Here is a 15,272-nt window from a genome sequence, read left to right as displayed (position 1 = left end):
CGCTCAGATCAAAAGCGGAAGGCGAGCTAACGCTCGGCCTGATGAGTGGTGGAAATCAAAAGCAAACGCGATTCCCTGTAGGAGCGAGGCTTGCCCGCGAAAAACGACCGGACAACACGCTCATTCAGACAGCTCGCGTTATCGTTGACGCCCATCGCCAGCAAGCTGGCTCCTACAGGGGAAATGCATAGGTTTCTGAATGTACACGATCAACTGTAGGAGCCGGCTTGCTGGCGATAGCGGTGGATCAGTCACCTGTTGATTGACTGGATGGACGCTATCGCCAGCAAGCCGGCTCCTACAGGGGGGCGGTGTACAGATTCGGAGTGGTGAGCGCAGCCGGGAAGAACAACGCGTTCGAACAGAGAGCCAGGTCGGCTTTCAGGCCGCCTCGGCGGCTGTGGCGGTAGTCGCCCCCTCGAGAGGCCGAGTGGAGGTTCTGCGCAGTGGGCACCGCGGCAGGGATGCCGCGGTAGCCGCCCCCGGCCATGGATGGCCGATGGCGGCGGGCCCACGGAGCAGGACCGGAGCGAGGGCATGCCGAGCATTAGCGAGGCACCGAACGAAAGGGGCAAAAGCGCTTTGGTTACTTTCCGCCGGGCCGCGCAGGCTTTTCGAAAGTGACTCGCCGTAAGGGCGAAACCATACGCAGCCGTTACCGCAGCAACGGATATGCCCCCTCAAAAACCACACCCCCAAGGGCCCCACCGTGATTCAACTACACTCTGAAAGCGATCAAGCCGTCGCGGTCGTCAGGCCCAGAGCAGTCAATGCCACCCACTCACGCTAGCCGAATGTCACGCCCCCTGATGTATCTCATCATCATCGTTACCGCGTTGTACCTGGCGCTCTGCATCGCGCTGTTCGTGTTCCAGCGTGCCCTGATCTACTTCCCGCAACCCGCCACGCTCGGGGCGCCCGAAACGCGGCTCACGCTATCGGTGGCGGACGCACAGGTGCAGGTCACCGTCAAACCGCACGACGGACCAAATGCACTGATCTATTTTGGTGGAAATGCCGAGGATGTTTCGCGCAACCTGCCCGTGTTTTCCCAGGCATTCCCCGACCATGCCCTGTACTTGCTGCACTACCGGGGCTTCGGAGGCAGCACCGGCTCACCTTCCGAAGAGGCGATTTCCCGCGATGCCCTGACCTTGTTCGACAAAGTCTACGACACCCATCCTCACATCGCCGTGGTCGGCCGCAGCCTGGGCTCGGGCGTCGCCGTGCGCCTCGCCAGCCAGCGCCCGGCCTCCCGACTGATCCTGATCACCCCCTACAACAGCCTTGAAGACCTCGCCGTCCGCCAGTACCCGATATTCCCGGTGAAGTGGCTGCTGCAGGACAAGTTCGAATCGTGGAAATACGCCGAGCACATCTCGATACCGACGCTGTTGCTCGCGGCCGGGCAGGATGAAGTCATCCCGCCCTCCAGCACGGAAAAACTCTACGGGCATTTCGCCAAAGGTGTGGCGACCCTGAAGGTTATTCCTGGCGTGGGGCACAACTCGATCTCCGACAGCCCGGAGTATCTGAAGCTGATGGAAGACCGGTTGTAGGTCACTCGGTCATTTGCGCGCCAATTTAAAGCGCACGCAATCTTCGTAGAAACTCTGGCGCAGTGCTGCGGGTTTGATCCGCGACGGGCTGTCGTAGGTTTGCTCGGTAATACCCATGGCCGTCATGCGCATCCACGGTTTGCTGAACTTGTAGGTCTGTAATTTCTGGCGGGCGGCGTACAGCGAAACGCCGGCCAGTTTGAGTTCCTGGGCTCTGGCTGCAGTGCCCGCGCCCCAGCTGCACATATACCGGTCATTGGCTTGAAGGTCTTTGGCCTGGGCGGAGACGGCGATGCCAGCCAAGCCTATCGAAATCAGCGTAATCCATACATTGCGCATTTAAAGCCAGCCCTAACCACCTGAAATTAAAGTGATTCTGTCTGTAACTTTCGGGCTTCGGGGCCAGCAAAATGCCTTATTTCAAAGCTTCTCAGTTTCCCGTGACCAGCTTGAGTCCGATAACACCACCCAGGATGACCAGGATGCACAGTATCCGCAGCAGTGTGGTGGCGTCGCCCAGCACCGCCATCCCCAGTATCGCGGTGCCCGCCGCGCCAATTCCGGTCCACACCGCGTAGGCGGTGCCGACGGGCAGGGTTCGCAGCGACAGTGAAAGCAGAAAGACACTGGACAATCCGGTCGCGGCTGCCAGCAGTCCCGGGGTCAATCGGGTAAATCCGTCTGAGCCCTTCATGAAAAACGCGAAGGCAATTTCGAGAATGCCGGCGATGCCAAGCAGTGACCAAGCCATGGTGTTAACTCCTTTGGTTAACCCGCCGAGCGTGACCACCCGGCGAGTTCTATTGATTCAAGGGGATGGTTCAGGCGTTGTTGGCAGCGGCGGGTTTCGCCCGGAACGTCACGCCGAACCGGTTGAAAGCATTCATCAGGCCGATCGCGTACGTCAGGTCTGCCAGTTCCTTATCGCCGAATTCGGCAGACGCAGCGGCATAGTCGGCATCGGGAACGCCGGTTTCCGCCACGCGAGTCACCGTTTCCGCCCAGCTCAGCGCAACGCGTTCGCGGGCACTGAAGACTGAACCGGCATCACGCCATACCGGCACCAACACCAGTTTTTCTACGCTGACGCCGAGCTTGAGCAGGTCCCGGGAATGCATGTCTATACAGAAGGCGCAGCCGTTGATTTGCGACACCCGCAGGTAGACCAGGTCAATCAGCTCGTGGGAAAGACCGCTGTTCTGCAGGTAGACATAAACCCCGCCGAAAGCCTTGTAACCTTCAGGTGAAGCCTTGGCGTAGTCGAGACGATTACTCATGATGAGTCCTTGTGTTTGCTGGTTGAGGGACTTCATCGTGTCGTGTCTTGGCCTTGTTGATAAGGTCCATGATCGGCCTTGAGTCATGGGCCATGACTCAGCAATCATGGCCCAGTGATTAACCTAATTCATGGACCTTTGGCCTGGGTCATGAGCTTCATAGAATGATTCCCTCCACACAGTTCAAACCGGGTGAATCATGAAAATCCTCCACGTTACTTGCAGCCCTCGCGGCGAAGCGTCCGAAAGCTATCGGCTGTCGAAAAACATCATTGGCTTTTTGCTGAAGGCCCATCCAGCGGCAACCGTGATCGAGCGGGTGGTCGGTGGTGACGCGCTGTCCCCTATCGACGAGCCTTACGCGATTTCCCAACAGGCGTCCGCCGATGTCACAGAGACAGGCTCTATCGCCCGATCCGAAGCGCTGATCGAGGAGCTGCACAGTGCCGATATGCTGGTGATTGGCACGCCGATGCATAACTTCACCGTGCCTTCGACACTCAAGCTCTGGATCGATCACATCGCTCGGGTCCGGCGCACGTTCAATGTCGGTGCGCAAGGCAAAACCAGCCTGCTGCAGGACCGCCCGGTGTATGTTGCAGTGTCCTCTGGCGGCAGGTTTTCCGGGATGACCCCGCGGCAACCGGATTTTCTCACGCCGTACCTGACCGCCGTGCTGGGTATGATCGGGCTGCACGACGTGAATTTTTTCTCCGTAGAGGGAACCGCCATGGGCCCGGAGGCCGTCGCCGCCGCCAGGGACAAGGCGGGCCAGGCACTACAAGCGCATTTTTCTGCGCACGACACGGGCGAGGCCAATGACCCTTCAAATCAAAAACTTCTCACCCCTTGATCCGACCTCGTCGGAGCCGATCTACCGGCAAATCTACTGGCGGTTCCGCGGCGCGATCAGTGACGGACTGCTCGCCCCCGGGGACCGGATTCCTGCGGCCCGGGCACTGGCAAAAGAGCTTGGTCTGGCGCGGGGGACCATCGACACCGCGTATTCACTGCTGACGGCGGAGGGCTATCTGCTGTCGCGGGGTCAGGCGGGCACCGTGGTGGCGCCGGGGGTCAGCGTCAGGAAGCCCTCGGCGCGTACGGAACACCCGTTTAATGCGACCGCCAGCGCCTCGATCAGGCACAAGGCAGCGGTCCTGCCCTTTCAAATGGCCTTGCCCGCGCTGGATGCCTTTCCGCGAAAGATCTGGTCGCAGATCGGCGCACGCTGCGTGCGCGCCACGCGCATTCCCGACATGGCCAATCCGTCGGTGTTGGGGCTGGAATCGTTGCGCACGGCGATTGCCACTTACCTGCAAGTCTCACGGGGCATTACCTGCTCGCCCGCGCAAGTGTTCATCACCTCGGGATACCGCAACACACTGGCACTGATCGCTCACACGCTGCTCAAGCCCGGCGACCGTGTGCTCGTGGAAGACCCCGGCTACCTGCCGACCCGCCAGTTGCTGGCGCATCTTCAGATCAAGGTTGCCCCCGTGCCGGTGGATCAGGACGGCATGCAGGTCGCGCAAGGGGTGAGCAGCGCGATGGACGCACGAGCGGCGGTGGTCACACCGGCACATCAAAGTCCCCTGTGCGTGTCGCTGTCACTGCCGCGCCGACTGGAATTGCTTGAGTGGGCCAGCCGGCAGCAGGCCTGGATTATCGAGGACGATTACGACGGCGAATACCGCTACGTCAGCCGTCCCCTGCCCGCGCTGAAAAGCCTGGACCGTGATGGCCGGGTGCTCTACGCCGGCACGTTCAGCAAGGTGCTGTTTCCGGGGATCCGCCTTTCGTACCTGGTGGTGCCGCCAGCGCAGGTCGAACGCTTCGAACACGTCAGCGAGACCTTTCTCGGCGGTTGTCCGGAACTGACCCAAGCCATCGTCGCCACGTTTATGACCGAGGGGCATTTCGCGCGCCATATCCAGCGCATGCGCAAGCTCTACGGCGAACGCCGGGAAGCGGCGGCGCGCGGACTGAAGAAAGTCCTGGGGGAACGCATCCGCATCGATCCGCAGCCGGGTGGCATGCATCTGATTCTGCGGCTGATGGAGGCACAGTCCGACCGATTGCTGGTCGAGCGCTTGTTGGCGGCCGGTCTCTACGCTGAAGCGTTGACCGATTGGCGTGTGCATGACGAGACCGATTCCGCGCTGTTGCTCGGGTTTGCCAACATTGATTCGCAAGAGACTGCCGAGCAGTTGGGAAAACGGATTCTGGCGTTGATGTAGGGGCCAGATTCAAGGGCCCTATCGCCGGCAAGCCGGCTCCTACAAGGCTTTTGCGTGCACCGCAAAACCCTTGTAGGAGCCAGCTTGCTGGCGAAGGCGGCCTTGAGAACAACACAAAAAACCAGTCATGGCCCAATCAAGCGGCTGACTCATGGACCTGTCCGCCTTACCCATCTCACCGCATCATCGGCCACCGACCATCACCCGGAAAAATCCAATGCCCAGCTCTTCCCCACTCCACAGCATCGCTGTGTTCTGCGGCTCCAACTATGGCTTCAACCCCGACTACGTGGCAGGCGCCCAGGCCCTCGGCCGGGAAATCGCCCGACGCGGCATACGCCTGGTCTATGGCGGTACCGACAAGGGTTTAATGGGCGTGATGGCCGATGCCGTACTCGCCGAGGGCGGTGAAGTGCTCGGCATCATCACGCGCTTGCTGTTCGACCTTGGGCATCTTCATGACCGTCTGACCGAACACGAAGTGACGCCAGACATGCGCAGCCGCAAGACGCGCATGAGCGAATCGGCGGATGCGTTCATCGCATTGCCCGGCGGGCTGGGGACGTTTGAGGAGTTGTTTGAAGCGGCAACCCTGACCCAATTGGGTGAACACCACAAAGGCGTCGCTTGCCTGAACATCGGCGGTTTTTTCGACCCGGTGCGCAGCCTGCTCGACCATGCGGTGAAGGAAGGTTTCATGAAGACCGAACACAGCCAGATGCTGATGTTCAATACCGACCCGGCGGCACTGCTCGACGCGCTCGAACAGTGGCAAGCGCCCACCGTCACCAAATGGATCGGGTAGGCGGCTTGAACGGCGTTTCAGTGCTTAGCGATGCACCCGGTTCCGCCCTGCGCGCTTGGCCTGGTAGAGCGCGTCATCGGCGCGGGTCAGGAGGCTGTCCAGGTGCTCGCCGGGTTGCGCGAAGGCCACGCCAAAGGATGCCGTGATCGTATCGAGCACCTTGCCATCAACCCGCGCCTTGATCCGCAATGACTGGATTTTCACCCGCAGTTGCTCAGCGAAAACAGCGGCACTCGCCAGGTCGGCGCAGTGTTGCAGAATCACGCAGAACTCTTCACCGCCATAACGCGCCGCCGTGGCGTGGGGTGGCAGCGAACTGCGCAACACCTGCCCGACATGCTGCAGCACTCGGTCGCCCAACGGATGACCATACTGATCATTGAATTGCTTGAAGTGATCGATATCCAGCATGACCAGCGCGACGCCCTGGGACTCATTGCTCAGCGCCTGCTCCAGTAAACGGGTAAACGCGGTGCGGTTGAGCAGTTCGGTCAGGCCATCGAGCGTGGCCGCCAGTTGTGCACGCTCAAGCTTGCTGCGCAGGCTCTTGATCTCGCTCTGGGCGGAGTGCAGTTGGGTGAGGAACTGTTCCTGCTGACTGTGCATCAGTTGGGTGCTTTGTTGCAGCTCACTCAAAATGCCCGGCAAGCGCTCGTTGACGGGCGACTCGAGCATTTCCAGGCAACGTCCCAGACTGCTCTGGAAGTTGAGATTGCCCTCGACGCTGCGCGAAACGTCGCGCTGCATGTCGTCCACCAGATTGATCGCCTGTTGCTGCCCGGCGCGGGCCTCTTCCAGCTCGTCGCGAATGATGTAGTCGCGGAACAGCCGGGTGGCGGATTCCGGCGGGAAGCAATCGAAGTCTTTGACCACCCGGTCCAGGTGACGATTGAGTTCGGGGTCCAGACCTTTGCTGTAGGTGTACCACAGCGCGTAATGCACCGGATTGGGCGGGATGTTGTGACGAACCATCAGCGGAATGGCTTGTTTGAGCAGCGCCGCGGCCTCGCGGGAATCTTCCGGATACAGCGCAAGGGCAGTCGCACGCGTCTCTGATTGGCTCATGACATCACTGTGGTTGTTAATGATTGGCAAATGCAAAACGATGCGAGCATAACCATACGCATGACAAACGGCCATCCCCCTGTGTATTGCCGTGCCATTCGGGTTGATTCAGGTCAGTTTTATGGCCGGCATTTGCCACCGCGACGGAGTGCGTACAAGAGATTTGCGGTGTGCAGATGCTTCGGTGTTGCGAACACGGACCTGTAGGAGCCGGCTTGCTGGCGATAGGGCCTTCATGCCCTGCGGTGTGTCTGAGGACGCCATCGCCAGCAAGCCGGCTCCTACAAGGGGGTTGTGTTTAGCTGCCGGCGCCGCCGTGTGCTTCTTCGAAGAAGTAGTCCTTCCAGCTGGCCGCCTTGTTCTTCAGTACGCCCAGTTCCTGCAGTTTCTCGGCGTAGACCGCCGTGCGCTGCGGCACCACCGTAAAGTTGATCTCTGGATCGTTGACGATTTTCTCAACCAGCGGCAGGGCCAGCTTCGATTGTTCGACGCGGATGTAGGTCTGGGCAGCGGCGGATTTGTCGGCCTTGATGATTTTTTCCGCTTCGGCCAATGCGTCGTAAAACGCCTTGTAGGTTTTCGGGTTTTCGTCGTGGAATTTTTCCGTGGTGTACAGCACGTTGAACGTAGCCTGGCCACCCAGCACGTCGTAGGAACTCAGCACCTTGTGCACGTTGGGATTCTGCAATTCCTGATACTGGAACGGCGGGCTGGAGAAGTGCGCGTTGATCTCGGAACCCCCGGCGATCAATGCCGCCGTCGCATCCGGGTGGGCCAGGCTGATCGAGATGTCATCGAATTTCTTGTAGTGGTCATTGCCGAACTGCCTAGCCGTTTCGATCTGCAAGGTGCGCGACTGGAACCCTACCCCGGCCGCAGGCACAGCAATGCGATCCTTCTCGGTGAAGTCCTTCAGGCTCTTCACATTCGGGTTGTTGGTCAGCAAATAGTTGGGCATCGAGCCCAGCGAGGCAATCGCCTTGACGTTCTGTTTGCCCTTGGTGCGATCCCAGATCGTCAGCATCGGTGGCACGCCCGCCGACACCACATCCAGCGCGCCGGCCAACAGCGCTTCGTTCATCGCCGTGGCACCGGAGATGCTGTTCCAGTCGACCGTGATGTCGAGGCCCTGGGCCTTGCCGTGCTTCTCGATGAGCTGCTGGTCGCGGACCACATCCAGAATCAGGTAACCGATGCCGAATTGCTGGGCGATGCTGATCTTGCCTTCGGCCTGAGCACCGGGACTGAGTAACGCACTCATCGCCGCCAGGGAGGCTGCCAGGAGGGTCAACGCTGAACGCTTGTAGGGAGTTGCCATGAAATGCTCGCTGTAAGTGGACGAATCAGAAATAAAGCGACGACGAGGACTATTCCTCCACCGCCAGTGTCTTGTTCAACTCCCCGATTTTCTCCAGCCGCGCCCGGACGATGTTGCGGCTGATGTTCAGCAGGCGTCCGGTCTGCAACTGGTTGCCATGGCAGAACCGGTACGCCGCGCGGAAAATGGTTTCTTCGATATGTTCGTAAAGGTCCGGGATGTTCTGTTCGAACAGCGCGTTGAGGGCGGCTTCCAGGTCCACCGGGCCGGCGACGGCGTGGCTGGTTTGGCTGGCCTGTTCCTGGCGGATGCCGGAGGAACGCATGTCCACCAGGTGCAGATCCGCCGGGGCGACCCGCTGATTGCGGCACACCAGCAACGCGTGGTGAATGGAGTTTTCCAGTTCGCGGATGTTGCCTGGCCAGCTGTGCTCCAGCAGTTTGCGTTCGGCTTCGACGCTCAATGACGCACGGTTGTAGCCCAGACGCTGGCAATGTTCTTCAAGGAAAAACTCGGCCAGCGGCAGGATGTCGCCCGGTCGTTCGCGCAAGGGCGGCAGGCGAATGGTCGCGACGTGCAGACGGTAAAACAGGTCCTCGCGAAAATGCCCGGCGACGACCGCATCCGCGAGGTTGACGTTGGTTGCAGCCACCAGCCTTACGTTGATCGGTATCGGCGTGCGCGAGCCCAGGCGCACCACTTCGCGCTCCTGCAAGACCCGCAGCAGTTTGACCTGCATGTTCAACGGCAGATCACCGATTTCATCGAGAAACAGCGTGCCGCCATTGGCCGCTTCGAACCACCCGGCCTTGTTGGTCGTGGCGCCGGTGAAGGCGCCTTTTTCGTGGCCGAACAGCTCACTTTCCACCAGGGTTTCGGCAAACGCTCCGCAGTTCACCGCCACGAAGGGTTCGCGTCCGCGGCGGCTCAAATTGTGGATATGCCGGGCGACCAGTTCCTTGCCGGTGCCGGTCTCGCCAATGATCAATGTGTTGGCTTCACTGGGCGCCAGGCGCTCGATGCGGCTGAGCAATTCCTGGGAGCGCGGGTCCTTGAACACCAGGACGGTGGCCCGCACCGACTTGGTCAATTCGCGAGCGTTTGGATGAGTGATCAGCGACATGGTGCATTCCTGGCAGTAAAAGCGCGTGCTCAATAGTGCATGAAGTTGTTTAGACTAAAAAATTCTTAATTAGTATTTATATATTCCCAAAAACCATATGCAACGCAACTGCTGCCAGCCTGCTGCTGGAGCAGCAATTGGCACGCACCGGCCTGCTTGCACATCAACACCCCACGCTCCCGGTCGCTCCCTCCCCTCCCCCTGAAACCCACGCCCTGCGCGGCCTGCAGCGCGTTTTTCGCGCAGTGGCATGCAATCTGCTCTCTCCCATGTACAGCGCAAAACTTTGTAGGAGCTGGCTTGCCGGCGATGGCGCCCTCAGAAACGTCGCAAGGTTTGAAGGCCCAATCGCCAGCAAGCCGGCTCCTACAAAGACTGTGTTCACAACGCAGCAGCATCGGACACCGCAAAACCCTGTAGGAGCCGGCTTGCTGGCGATGGCGTCGGCAAAAACGCCGCCAGGCTTGAAGGCCTCATCGCCGGCAAGCCGGCTCCTACAAGGATTGTGTTCACAACGCTGGAACGTGAGCACACCGCAAAACCCTGTAGGAGCCGGCTTGCCGGCGATGGCGTCCGCAGAAACGCCGCCAGGCTTGAAGGCCCCATCGCCGGCAAGCCGGCTCCTACAAAGACCGTGTTTCGCCAATAGCCATTTAGGGAGAGTTCAATGAAACGTTTCTGGCGCAACAGCCTGGTCGCCTTGACCGGGTTTCTGCTCAGTGCCACGGCGCTGGCCGGACAGGCACCGGCGTCGGTGAAGATCGCTATCGTCGCGTATACGCAGGGTGGCAAACCGGTATTCGGCGGGATCGCCGGGCGGGTGATCGAGGACGGTTGGCTGGAACAGCAGCTGGCGCAGCGCGGTGTGAAGCTCGACTGGATCGCCCTGCCCCACGCCGGCGCCGGGCCGCAGATCAACGAAGGCTTCAGCAACAACAGCATCGACTTTGCCGTGCGCGGCGACCTGCCTTCCGTGATTGCCGGGGCGGGCGGTGTGCCGGGCAAGCTGATCGTGCCCGGTGGCAGCGGCAACAACATCTATCTGGTGGTGCCCGCCGGTTCCAGCGCCAACAGCATCGACGACCTCAAGGGTAAACGCCTGGCCCTGCATCGCGGTCGTCCGTGGGAGTTCGCGTTCAGCAACTTCCTCGCCAGCAAGGGCCTGAAGCTCGACGATTTCAAGATCGCCAACCTCAATCCGCAAGTCGGCGCCGCAGCGGTGTCCGCCGGCAAAGTCGATGCGGCCGTCTTGCTCAGCGAAGCCTATGCGCTGGAAGACAAAGGCGTCGGCAAGATCATCTGGTCGACCAAGCAAGGCGCCAACGACTGGCGTCTGGTCTCCGACCTCTGGGGCACCGACAGTTTTGTCGCGCAGCACCCGGACATTACTCAACTGCTGGCGACCGCCTGGATCAAAGCCGCCTGGTGGATCTCCCAGGAACAAAACCAGGACGCCTACTACGAACTCTCCTCCCGCGCCGGCACCGCTGAAAGCGTGCTGCGCCGCGACGACCAGAACGATCCCGTGGCCTGGAAAGACCGCTGGGCGCCGAAAAGCGACCAGCAACTCAAGGCCCACTATCAGGCACTCACCGCCTATGCGCTGGCCAACCACCTGATTCGCGACACCTACGACATCACCCCTTCGCTGGCCACCGGTTTCACCAACCAGGCGCTGATCGATCTGAAACTCACCGACTACTGGCCGGCCCTGCGCGGCCAGGTCAGCAACAATCCATGAATAGGGAAATCCAGATGAAACTGCCGCAACAATTCGTTTTCGGTCTGAGCGTCCTGGCGCTGTCCATGAGTGCCATGGCTGCCGGTGCCCACGCCCCCAAACCCGACCCGCAGCAAGGCGATGGCCGCGTCTCGGCGTTCTACACCTGGCAAGAGGTGATCCCGGCCACGCCAGGCAAACTGCTGCGCAGCGAGCCGCTGGAAAAAACCCTGAGCCTGCCCAACGCCGCCAGCGCGCAGCGGATTCTCTACACCTCCACCGACGGCATCGACAACAAGACGCCGATCGTGGTCTCCGGCACGTTGTTCCTGCCCAAAGGCAAGGCGCCCGCCGGTGGTTGGCCGGTTGCCAGCTGGGGGCATGGCACGGTCGGTGTGGCCGATGTGTGCGCGCCGTCCTGGCAAGGTCGCTCCTACCGTGACGTGCAATACCTCAGCCGCTGGCTGGATGAAGGTTATGCCATCGTCGCCACCGACTATCAGGGCCTCGGCGTCCCCGGCGGTCACCCGCTGCTGAACAATCGCATGGCCGCCTACGGCATTCTCGACGCGGCAAAAGCCGTGGTTGCGGGCGTTCCGGGGCTGGCCAACAAAGTGCTGATCGTCGGTCAGTCCCAGGGTGGCGCGGGCGCCTTCGCCTCGGCGGCCTATGCCCCGACCTACGCGCCGGACCTCGGCGTCAAAGGCAGCATCGGCACCGGTGTTATTTACACCGTCGGCGCGAAAAACGTCGGCGAACAGGACGTCAACAAAGTCGATGCGTCCCTCGCCTATGGCTTCTACACCCTGCTCGCGGCCCAGCAATACGACCCGAGCATCAACCCCAAGGATTTCTACACCGACAAGGCCCTGCCGCTGTTCGAACAAGCGCGCACCAGTTGCCTGGCAGCGCTGGTTAGCGATGTGGTCGGCGTCGGCCTGACCCCGGCCAATGCCAAGAAAGACTACAAGGGCGACCAGCTCGCCGCGTGGCAAAAACAGGTCTCCTACCCGACGCTGAAACTGGCCCAGCCGATCTTCATCGGCACCGGCGCCGAAGACAAAACCCCGGCAGCCTCGACGCAAGTCGCGCTGATGCAGGACGCCTGCAAGACCGGCTCGGTGGTTGAAGGCCATCTCTACAAAGGGCTGGGCCACAGCGAAACGGTCAACGCCTCGCTCAAGGACTCGGTGCCATTCGCGTACAAGGTCATCAACGACCAGCCCATCACCCCGATCTGCAGCCCCAGCGTGCAGTAAGACGGAGCCTTCGACATGAGTATTGAATTTTTCACCCGCCTGCCCCTGCATGGCGAAACCCAATTCCTCCCCGGCGACCCGCGCAACCGTGGCGACTGGCACCGTGGCGGCCCGAGCACCGGCGCCGTCTCGGGGTTCAGCGTCGGCGATCACTTCACCTACATCGACTACCTCGGGCAGATCGCCAAGGCTGCCGAGATCAACGGTTTCGGCGGTGCGCTGATGGTCAACGCGCCCTCCGGCGAGGAACCGTGGACGGTCTGCTCGCTGCTGGCCCGGGAAACCCGCACGCTGAAATTCGTCACTGCGTTCCAGCCCTACCACTACACGCCGTGGGTGGCGGTGCAGCAGGCCGCGACCTATCAACGGGCGACCGGCAACCGGCTGGTGTGGAACATCATCAACGGCGGCTCGGATGCAATTCAGCGCCAGGTCGGCGATTTCAGTGATCACGATGAACGTTATGAGCGCGCCATCGAGTTCATGGACGTGGTCAAGGGTTACTGGCACAACGAGAATTTCCACTACGAGGGCAAGTTCTACAAGGCCGAGGGTGGTGGCCTGCGCGGGCCGTTGAAGAAAGCCGAGTTGCCGCTGATCTGCACCGCCGGCTCGTCGATCCCCGCCCGGGAATTCGCTGCCAAACACGCTGATTTCTACCTGATGCGCGCCGAGCACCCGAACGAAATTGCCGCGCTGATCGCCGACATTCGCGAGCGTGCACTGAAGTACGGACGCAGCGACATTCGCTTCGGTTTGTCGATTGACGTCATCACCCGCGAGACCGAGGAACTGGCCCGCACCGAAGCCAGGCGCTTCTTCGATGAAGGCATCGCCAGGGGCGCGGTCAAGGCCGTGGCCGCGCATGCCGGGCTGCGCACCGCGCGCAAACTCAGCTATGAAAACGAGTTCGCGCAGAAGACGGAAACCCAGAGTTTCGATGACTTTTTCATCCACCCGAATGTGTGGACCGGCTTCGGCTACATCGGCATTCCGCCGGGCTGCGCGTTGGTGGGCAGCTACGAAAATGTCGTGGCGCGGATTCGCGAGTACAACGCCATCGGCATCGACCTGTTCTTCCTCGCCGGTTACCCGCATCTGGAAGAAGCCTATCGCCTGGGTGAGCACATCCTGCCGCACTTTCGCGGCGAACGCGCCGAACTGAGCCGCCCGCTGCCGGCGCCGCTGGAACTGCGTTCCGCCAACGGCCCGGCCGGAGCCTGATGCCATGAGCGAGGATCATTCATTGTTCAGTCGCCGGGACTTTCTCGGTCACAGCGCACTGCTCGGCGGCGGTTTGCTGCTCGGTGGCGGCCTGCTCGCCGGGTGTGGCCCGAGCGGCGAAAAAACGGCGGCGACGATTGCCACTGCCGACGATCAGCCGCGTTATGGCGGACGCCTGCGCCTGGGGATTCTCGACGGCAACCAGAGCGGCAACCTCGATGCGCACAAACCCATCGGCAGCGGCATCGTTCGGGGCTTTGCGCTGTACAGCAAGCTGTGGGAATGGGACGAACAGATGCAGCCGCGCCTGGCCCTCGCCGAGTTCGCCGAGCCGAATGCCGACGCCAGCAGCTGGACGTTACGCCTGCGCCCCGGGCTGGAATTCCACCATGGCAAGACCATCGATGCCGATGACCTGATCTTCTCGATCCGTCGCCTCACTGACCCGCAATTGGCCTCGCCCTATGCCGCGCTGTTGCACTGGGTGGACCGCGACAACCTGGTCAAGCTTGACTCGCGCACCGTGCGCCTGAACTTCCGTGAAGGCCGCAGCTATATGCCGCTGGCGGAAACCTGGGTCAACTTCGGTGGCATCGTGCCGGTGGACTATCACCCGGTGAGCAATCCGGTGGGCGCGGGCCCCTACAAACTGAAAAGCTTCACCCCCGGCCAGCGCTCGCTGTTCACCCGCTTCGAGAACTACTACAAGGACGGCAAACCCTACGCCGACGAGCTGGAAATCATCGACTTCAAGGATCAGGTTTCGCGCTTGGCGGCCCTGCGTTCCGGGCAGATCGACATGGCCAACGTGATGCCCACCGAACAGCTGGAAGTGCTGCAGCACGACCCTCGGCTCAAGGTGCTGAAATCGGTGACCGGCAACTGGTTGTCGTTCGACATGAACCTCGACAAGCCACCGTTCAACGACCCACGGGTGCGCGAGGCCTTTCGCCTGTTGGCGGATCGCGAAGAACTGGTGCGCCGGGCGCTCAACGGTCAGGGCCGCGTGGCCAACGACCTGTATGCGCCGAGCGATCCGACCTTCAACCACACGCTCGGGCCGCGTCCCCACGATCCGCAGCGCGCGGCGCAATTGCTCAAGGAGGCCGGCTACGAAAACCTTGAGCTGGAACTGGTGACCACGCCGGGGCCGGGGCTGACGTCGGCGCTGGTGCTGGCCGAACAGGCCAAGCGCATTGGCGTCACACTCAAGGTCAAGCAAGTGGACCTGGCCACGTTCCAGGGACCGCTGCGCACCGACTGGACCTTGAGCACCGGCGGCAGCATCGGCGCGCCGTTCCTGGCCAGTGCGATCCACACCGACGCGCCGTTTGCCGTGGCCAACAAGACGCACTTCAAGGATGCGCAGTTCAGCGAGCTGTTTCTGGCGGCCATGGCCCAGCCCGATCTGGAGAAACGCAAAGCGTTGGTGCATCAGGTTCAACAGATCCAGTACGAACGCGGCGGCATGCTGATCTGGGGCTACGCCGACCTGCTCGACAGCGTGGCCAACCGCGTAGGCGGCGCGGCGGCGGAAGAGTCGCTGTTCAGCACCTGGCGGTTTGAAAAGCTCTGGTTGAAAGACACGGCGTAACACCTAACAACATGCCCTACGGGAACGAATCCTTGTAGGAGCCGGCTTGCCGGCGAATGGCGCAACACGATCTGACTGACACACCACGCCC

15 protein-coding genes are annotated in these 15,272 nt (G+C 61.4%); 9 read left to right on the top strand and 6 right to left on the bottom strand.

From position 1 onward, the window contains the following. Together ACM6IO_RS25445 and ACM6IO_RS25440 are read left to right on the top strand one after the other, a co-directional pair. Nucleotides 1–191 (top strand): hypothetical protein (locus ACM6IO_RS25445; RefSeq protein WP_414912467.1); only part of this gene is annotated, 191 nt, incomplete at its 5' end. Nucleotides 192–770: 579 nt separating this feature from the next. Then, nucleotides 771–1,559, top strand: coding sequence for an alpha/beta hydrolase (locus ACM6IO_RS25440; protein WP_414912466.1), 789 nt, complete (start codon nucleotides 771–773; stop codon nucleotides 1,557–1,559). 9 nt (nucleotides 1,560–1,568) lie between these two features. On the opposite strand, the gene ACM6IO_RS25435 is transcribed toward ACM6IO_RS25440, so the two are convergent. The 3 genes from ACM6IO_RS25435 to ACM6IO_RS25425 all read right to left on the bottom strand — a co-directional run bounded on the left by ACM6IO_RS25435 (nucleotide 1,569) and on the right by ACM6IO_RS25425 (nucleotide 2,836). Beyond that, a complete protein-coding gene (locus ACM6IO_RS25435) occupies nucleotides 1,569–1,898 on the bottom strand; it encodes a hypothetical protein (protein ID WP_414912465.1) in 330 nt (109 codons plus the stop codon). Nucleotides 1,899–1,989: 91 nt separating this feature from the next. After that, nucleotides 1,990–2,310 (bottom strand): DMT family transporter, encoded by a 321-nt coding sequence (locus ACM6IO_RS25430; RefSeq protein WP_008041149.1) that lies wholly within the window; start codon nucleotides 2,308–2,310, stop codon nucleotides 1,990–1,992. A gap of 70 nt (nucleotides 2,311–2,380) precedes the next feature. Beyond that, on the bottom strand, nucleotides 2,381–2,836 hold the full coding sequence (locus tag ACM6IO_RS25425) for a carboxymuconolactone decarboxylase family protein (RefSeq protein WP_008041147.1): 456 nt from the start codon (nucleotides 2,834–2,836) through the stop codon (nucleotides 2,381–2,383). 199 nt (nucleotides 2,837–3,035) lie between these two features. Here ACM6IO_RS25425 and ACM6IO_RS25420 point away from each other — a divergent pair, with 199 nt between their 5' ends. The 3 genes from ACM6IO_RS25420 to ACM6IO_RS25410 all read left to right on the top strand — a co-directional run bounded on the left by ACM6IO_RS25420 (nucleotide 3,036) and on the right by ACM6IO_RS25410 (nucleotide 5,878). Beyond that, nucleotides 3,036–3,689, top strand: coding sequence for an FMN-dependent NADH-azoreductase (locus ACM6IO_RS25420; RefSeq protein WP_223436366.1), 654 nt, complete (start codon nucleotides 3,036–3,038; stop codon nucleotides 3,687–3,689). Then, entirely contained in the window at nucleotides 3,655–5,073 is a 1,419-nt protein-coding gene (locus ACM6IO_RS25415; protein WP_414912464.1) for a PLP-dependent aminotransferase family protein, read from the top strand. The genes ACM6IO_RS25420 and ACM6IO_RS25415 overlap by 35 nt, the downstream gene beginning before the upstream one ends. Nucleotides 5,074–5,290: 217 nt before the next feature. Then, nucleotides 5,291–5,878, top strand: a complete 588-nt coding sequence (locus ACM6IO_RS25410) for a TIGR00730 family Rossman fold protein (protein WP_414912463.1) — start codon at nucleotides 5,291–5,293, stop codon at nucleotides 5,876–5,878. 24 nt (nucleotides 5,879–5,902) lie between these two features. Here ACM6IO_RS25410 and ACM6IO_RS25405 read toward each other — a convergent pair whose 3' ends face one another. From ACM6IO_RS25405 to ACM6IO_RS25395, 3 genes are all read right to left on the bottom strand, one after another. Beyond that, nucleotides 5,903–6,943 carry a GGDEF domain-containing protein gene (locus ACM6IO_RS25405; RefSeq protein WP_223436370.1) on the bottom strand — a complete coding sequence of 347 codons (1,041 nt, stop codon included), beginning with the start codon at nucleotides 6,941–6,943 and terminating at the stop codon, nucleotides 5,903–5,905. 298 nt (nucleotides 6,944–7,241) lie between these two features. Then, a complete protein-coding gene (locus ACM6IO_RS25400) occupies nucleotides 7,242–8,261 on the bottom strand; it encodes an ABC transporter substrate-binding protein (protein ID WP_414912462.1) in 1,020 nt (339 codons plus the stop codon). A 49-nt stretch (nucleotides 8,262–8,310) separates the two neighbouring features. Further along, on the bottom strand, nucleotides 8,311–9,384 hold the full coding sequence (locus ACM6IO_RS25395) for a sigma-54 interaction domain-containing protein (protein WP_008028129.1): 1,074 nt from the start codon (nucleotides 9,382–9,384) through the stop codon (nucleotides 8,311–8,313). Nucleotides 9,385–10,051: 667 nt separating this feature from the next. Between ACM6IO_RS25395 and ACM6IO_RS25390 the strand changes: the two genes are divergently transcribed. From ACM6IO_RS25390 to ACM6IO_RS25375, 4 genes are read left to right on the top strand one after another with little or no spacing between them, the layout of a single operon-like run. Further along, nucleotides 10,052–11,125: an ABC transporter substrate-binding protein gene (locus tag ACM6IO_RS25390; protein ID WP_008028127.1), complete on the top strand. Its 1,074-nt coding sequence runs from the start codon at nucleotides 10,052–10,054 to the stop codon at nucleotides 11,123–11,125. A 14-nt stretch (nucleotides 11,126–11,139) separates the two neighbouring features. Beyond that, on the top strand, nucleotides 11,140–12,363 hold the full coding sequence (locus tag ACM6IO_RS25385; RefSeq protein ID WP_414912461.1) for a lipase family protein: 1,224 nt from the start codon (nucleotides 11,140–11,142) through the stop codon (nucleotides 12,361–12,363). Nucleotides 12,364–12,378: 15 nt separating this feature from the next. Next, nucleotides 12,379–13,587 (top strand): LLM class flavin-dependent oxidoreductase, encoded by a 1,209-nt coding sequence (locus ACM6IO_RS25380; protein WP_008042497.1) that lies wholly within the window; start codon nucleotides 12,379–12,381, stop codon nucleotides 13,585–13,587. Between the two features lie 4 nt (nucleotides 13,588–13,591). Further along, on the top strand, nucleotides 13,592–15,181 hold the full coding sequence (locus tag ACM6IO_RS25375; RefSeq protein WP_008042500.1) for an ABC transporter substrate-binding protein: 1,590 nt from the start codon (nucleotides 13,592–13,594) through the stop codon (nucleotides 15,179–15,181). Nucleotides 15,182–15,272 lie beyond the last annotated feature (91 nt).

The sequence above is a fragment of the Pseudomonas sp. IT-P44 genome, assembly GCF_949768225.1.
GTDB lineage: Bacteria > Pseudomonadota > Gammaproteobacteria > Pseudomonadales > Pseudomonadaceae > Aquipseudomonas > Aquipseudomonas migulae.
The sequence above is the reverse complement of the archived record's forward strand: the minus strand, read 5'-3'. Positions and strand labels throughout refer to the sequence as shown.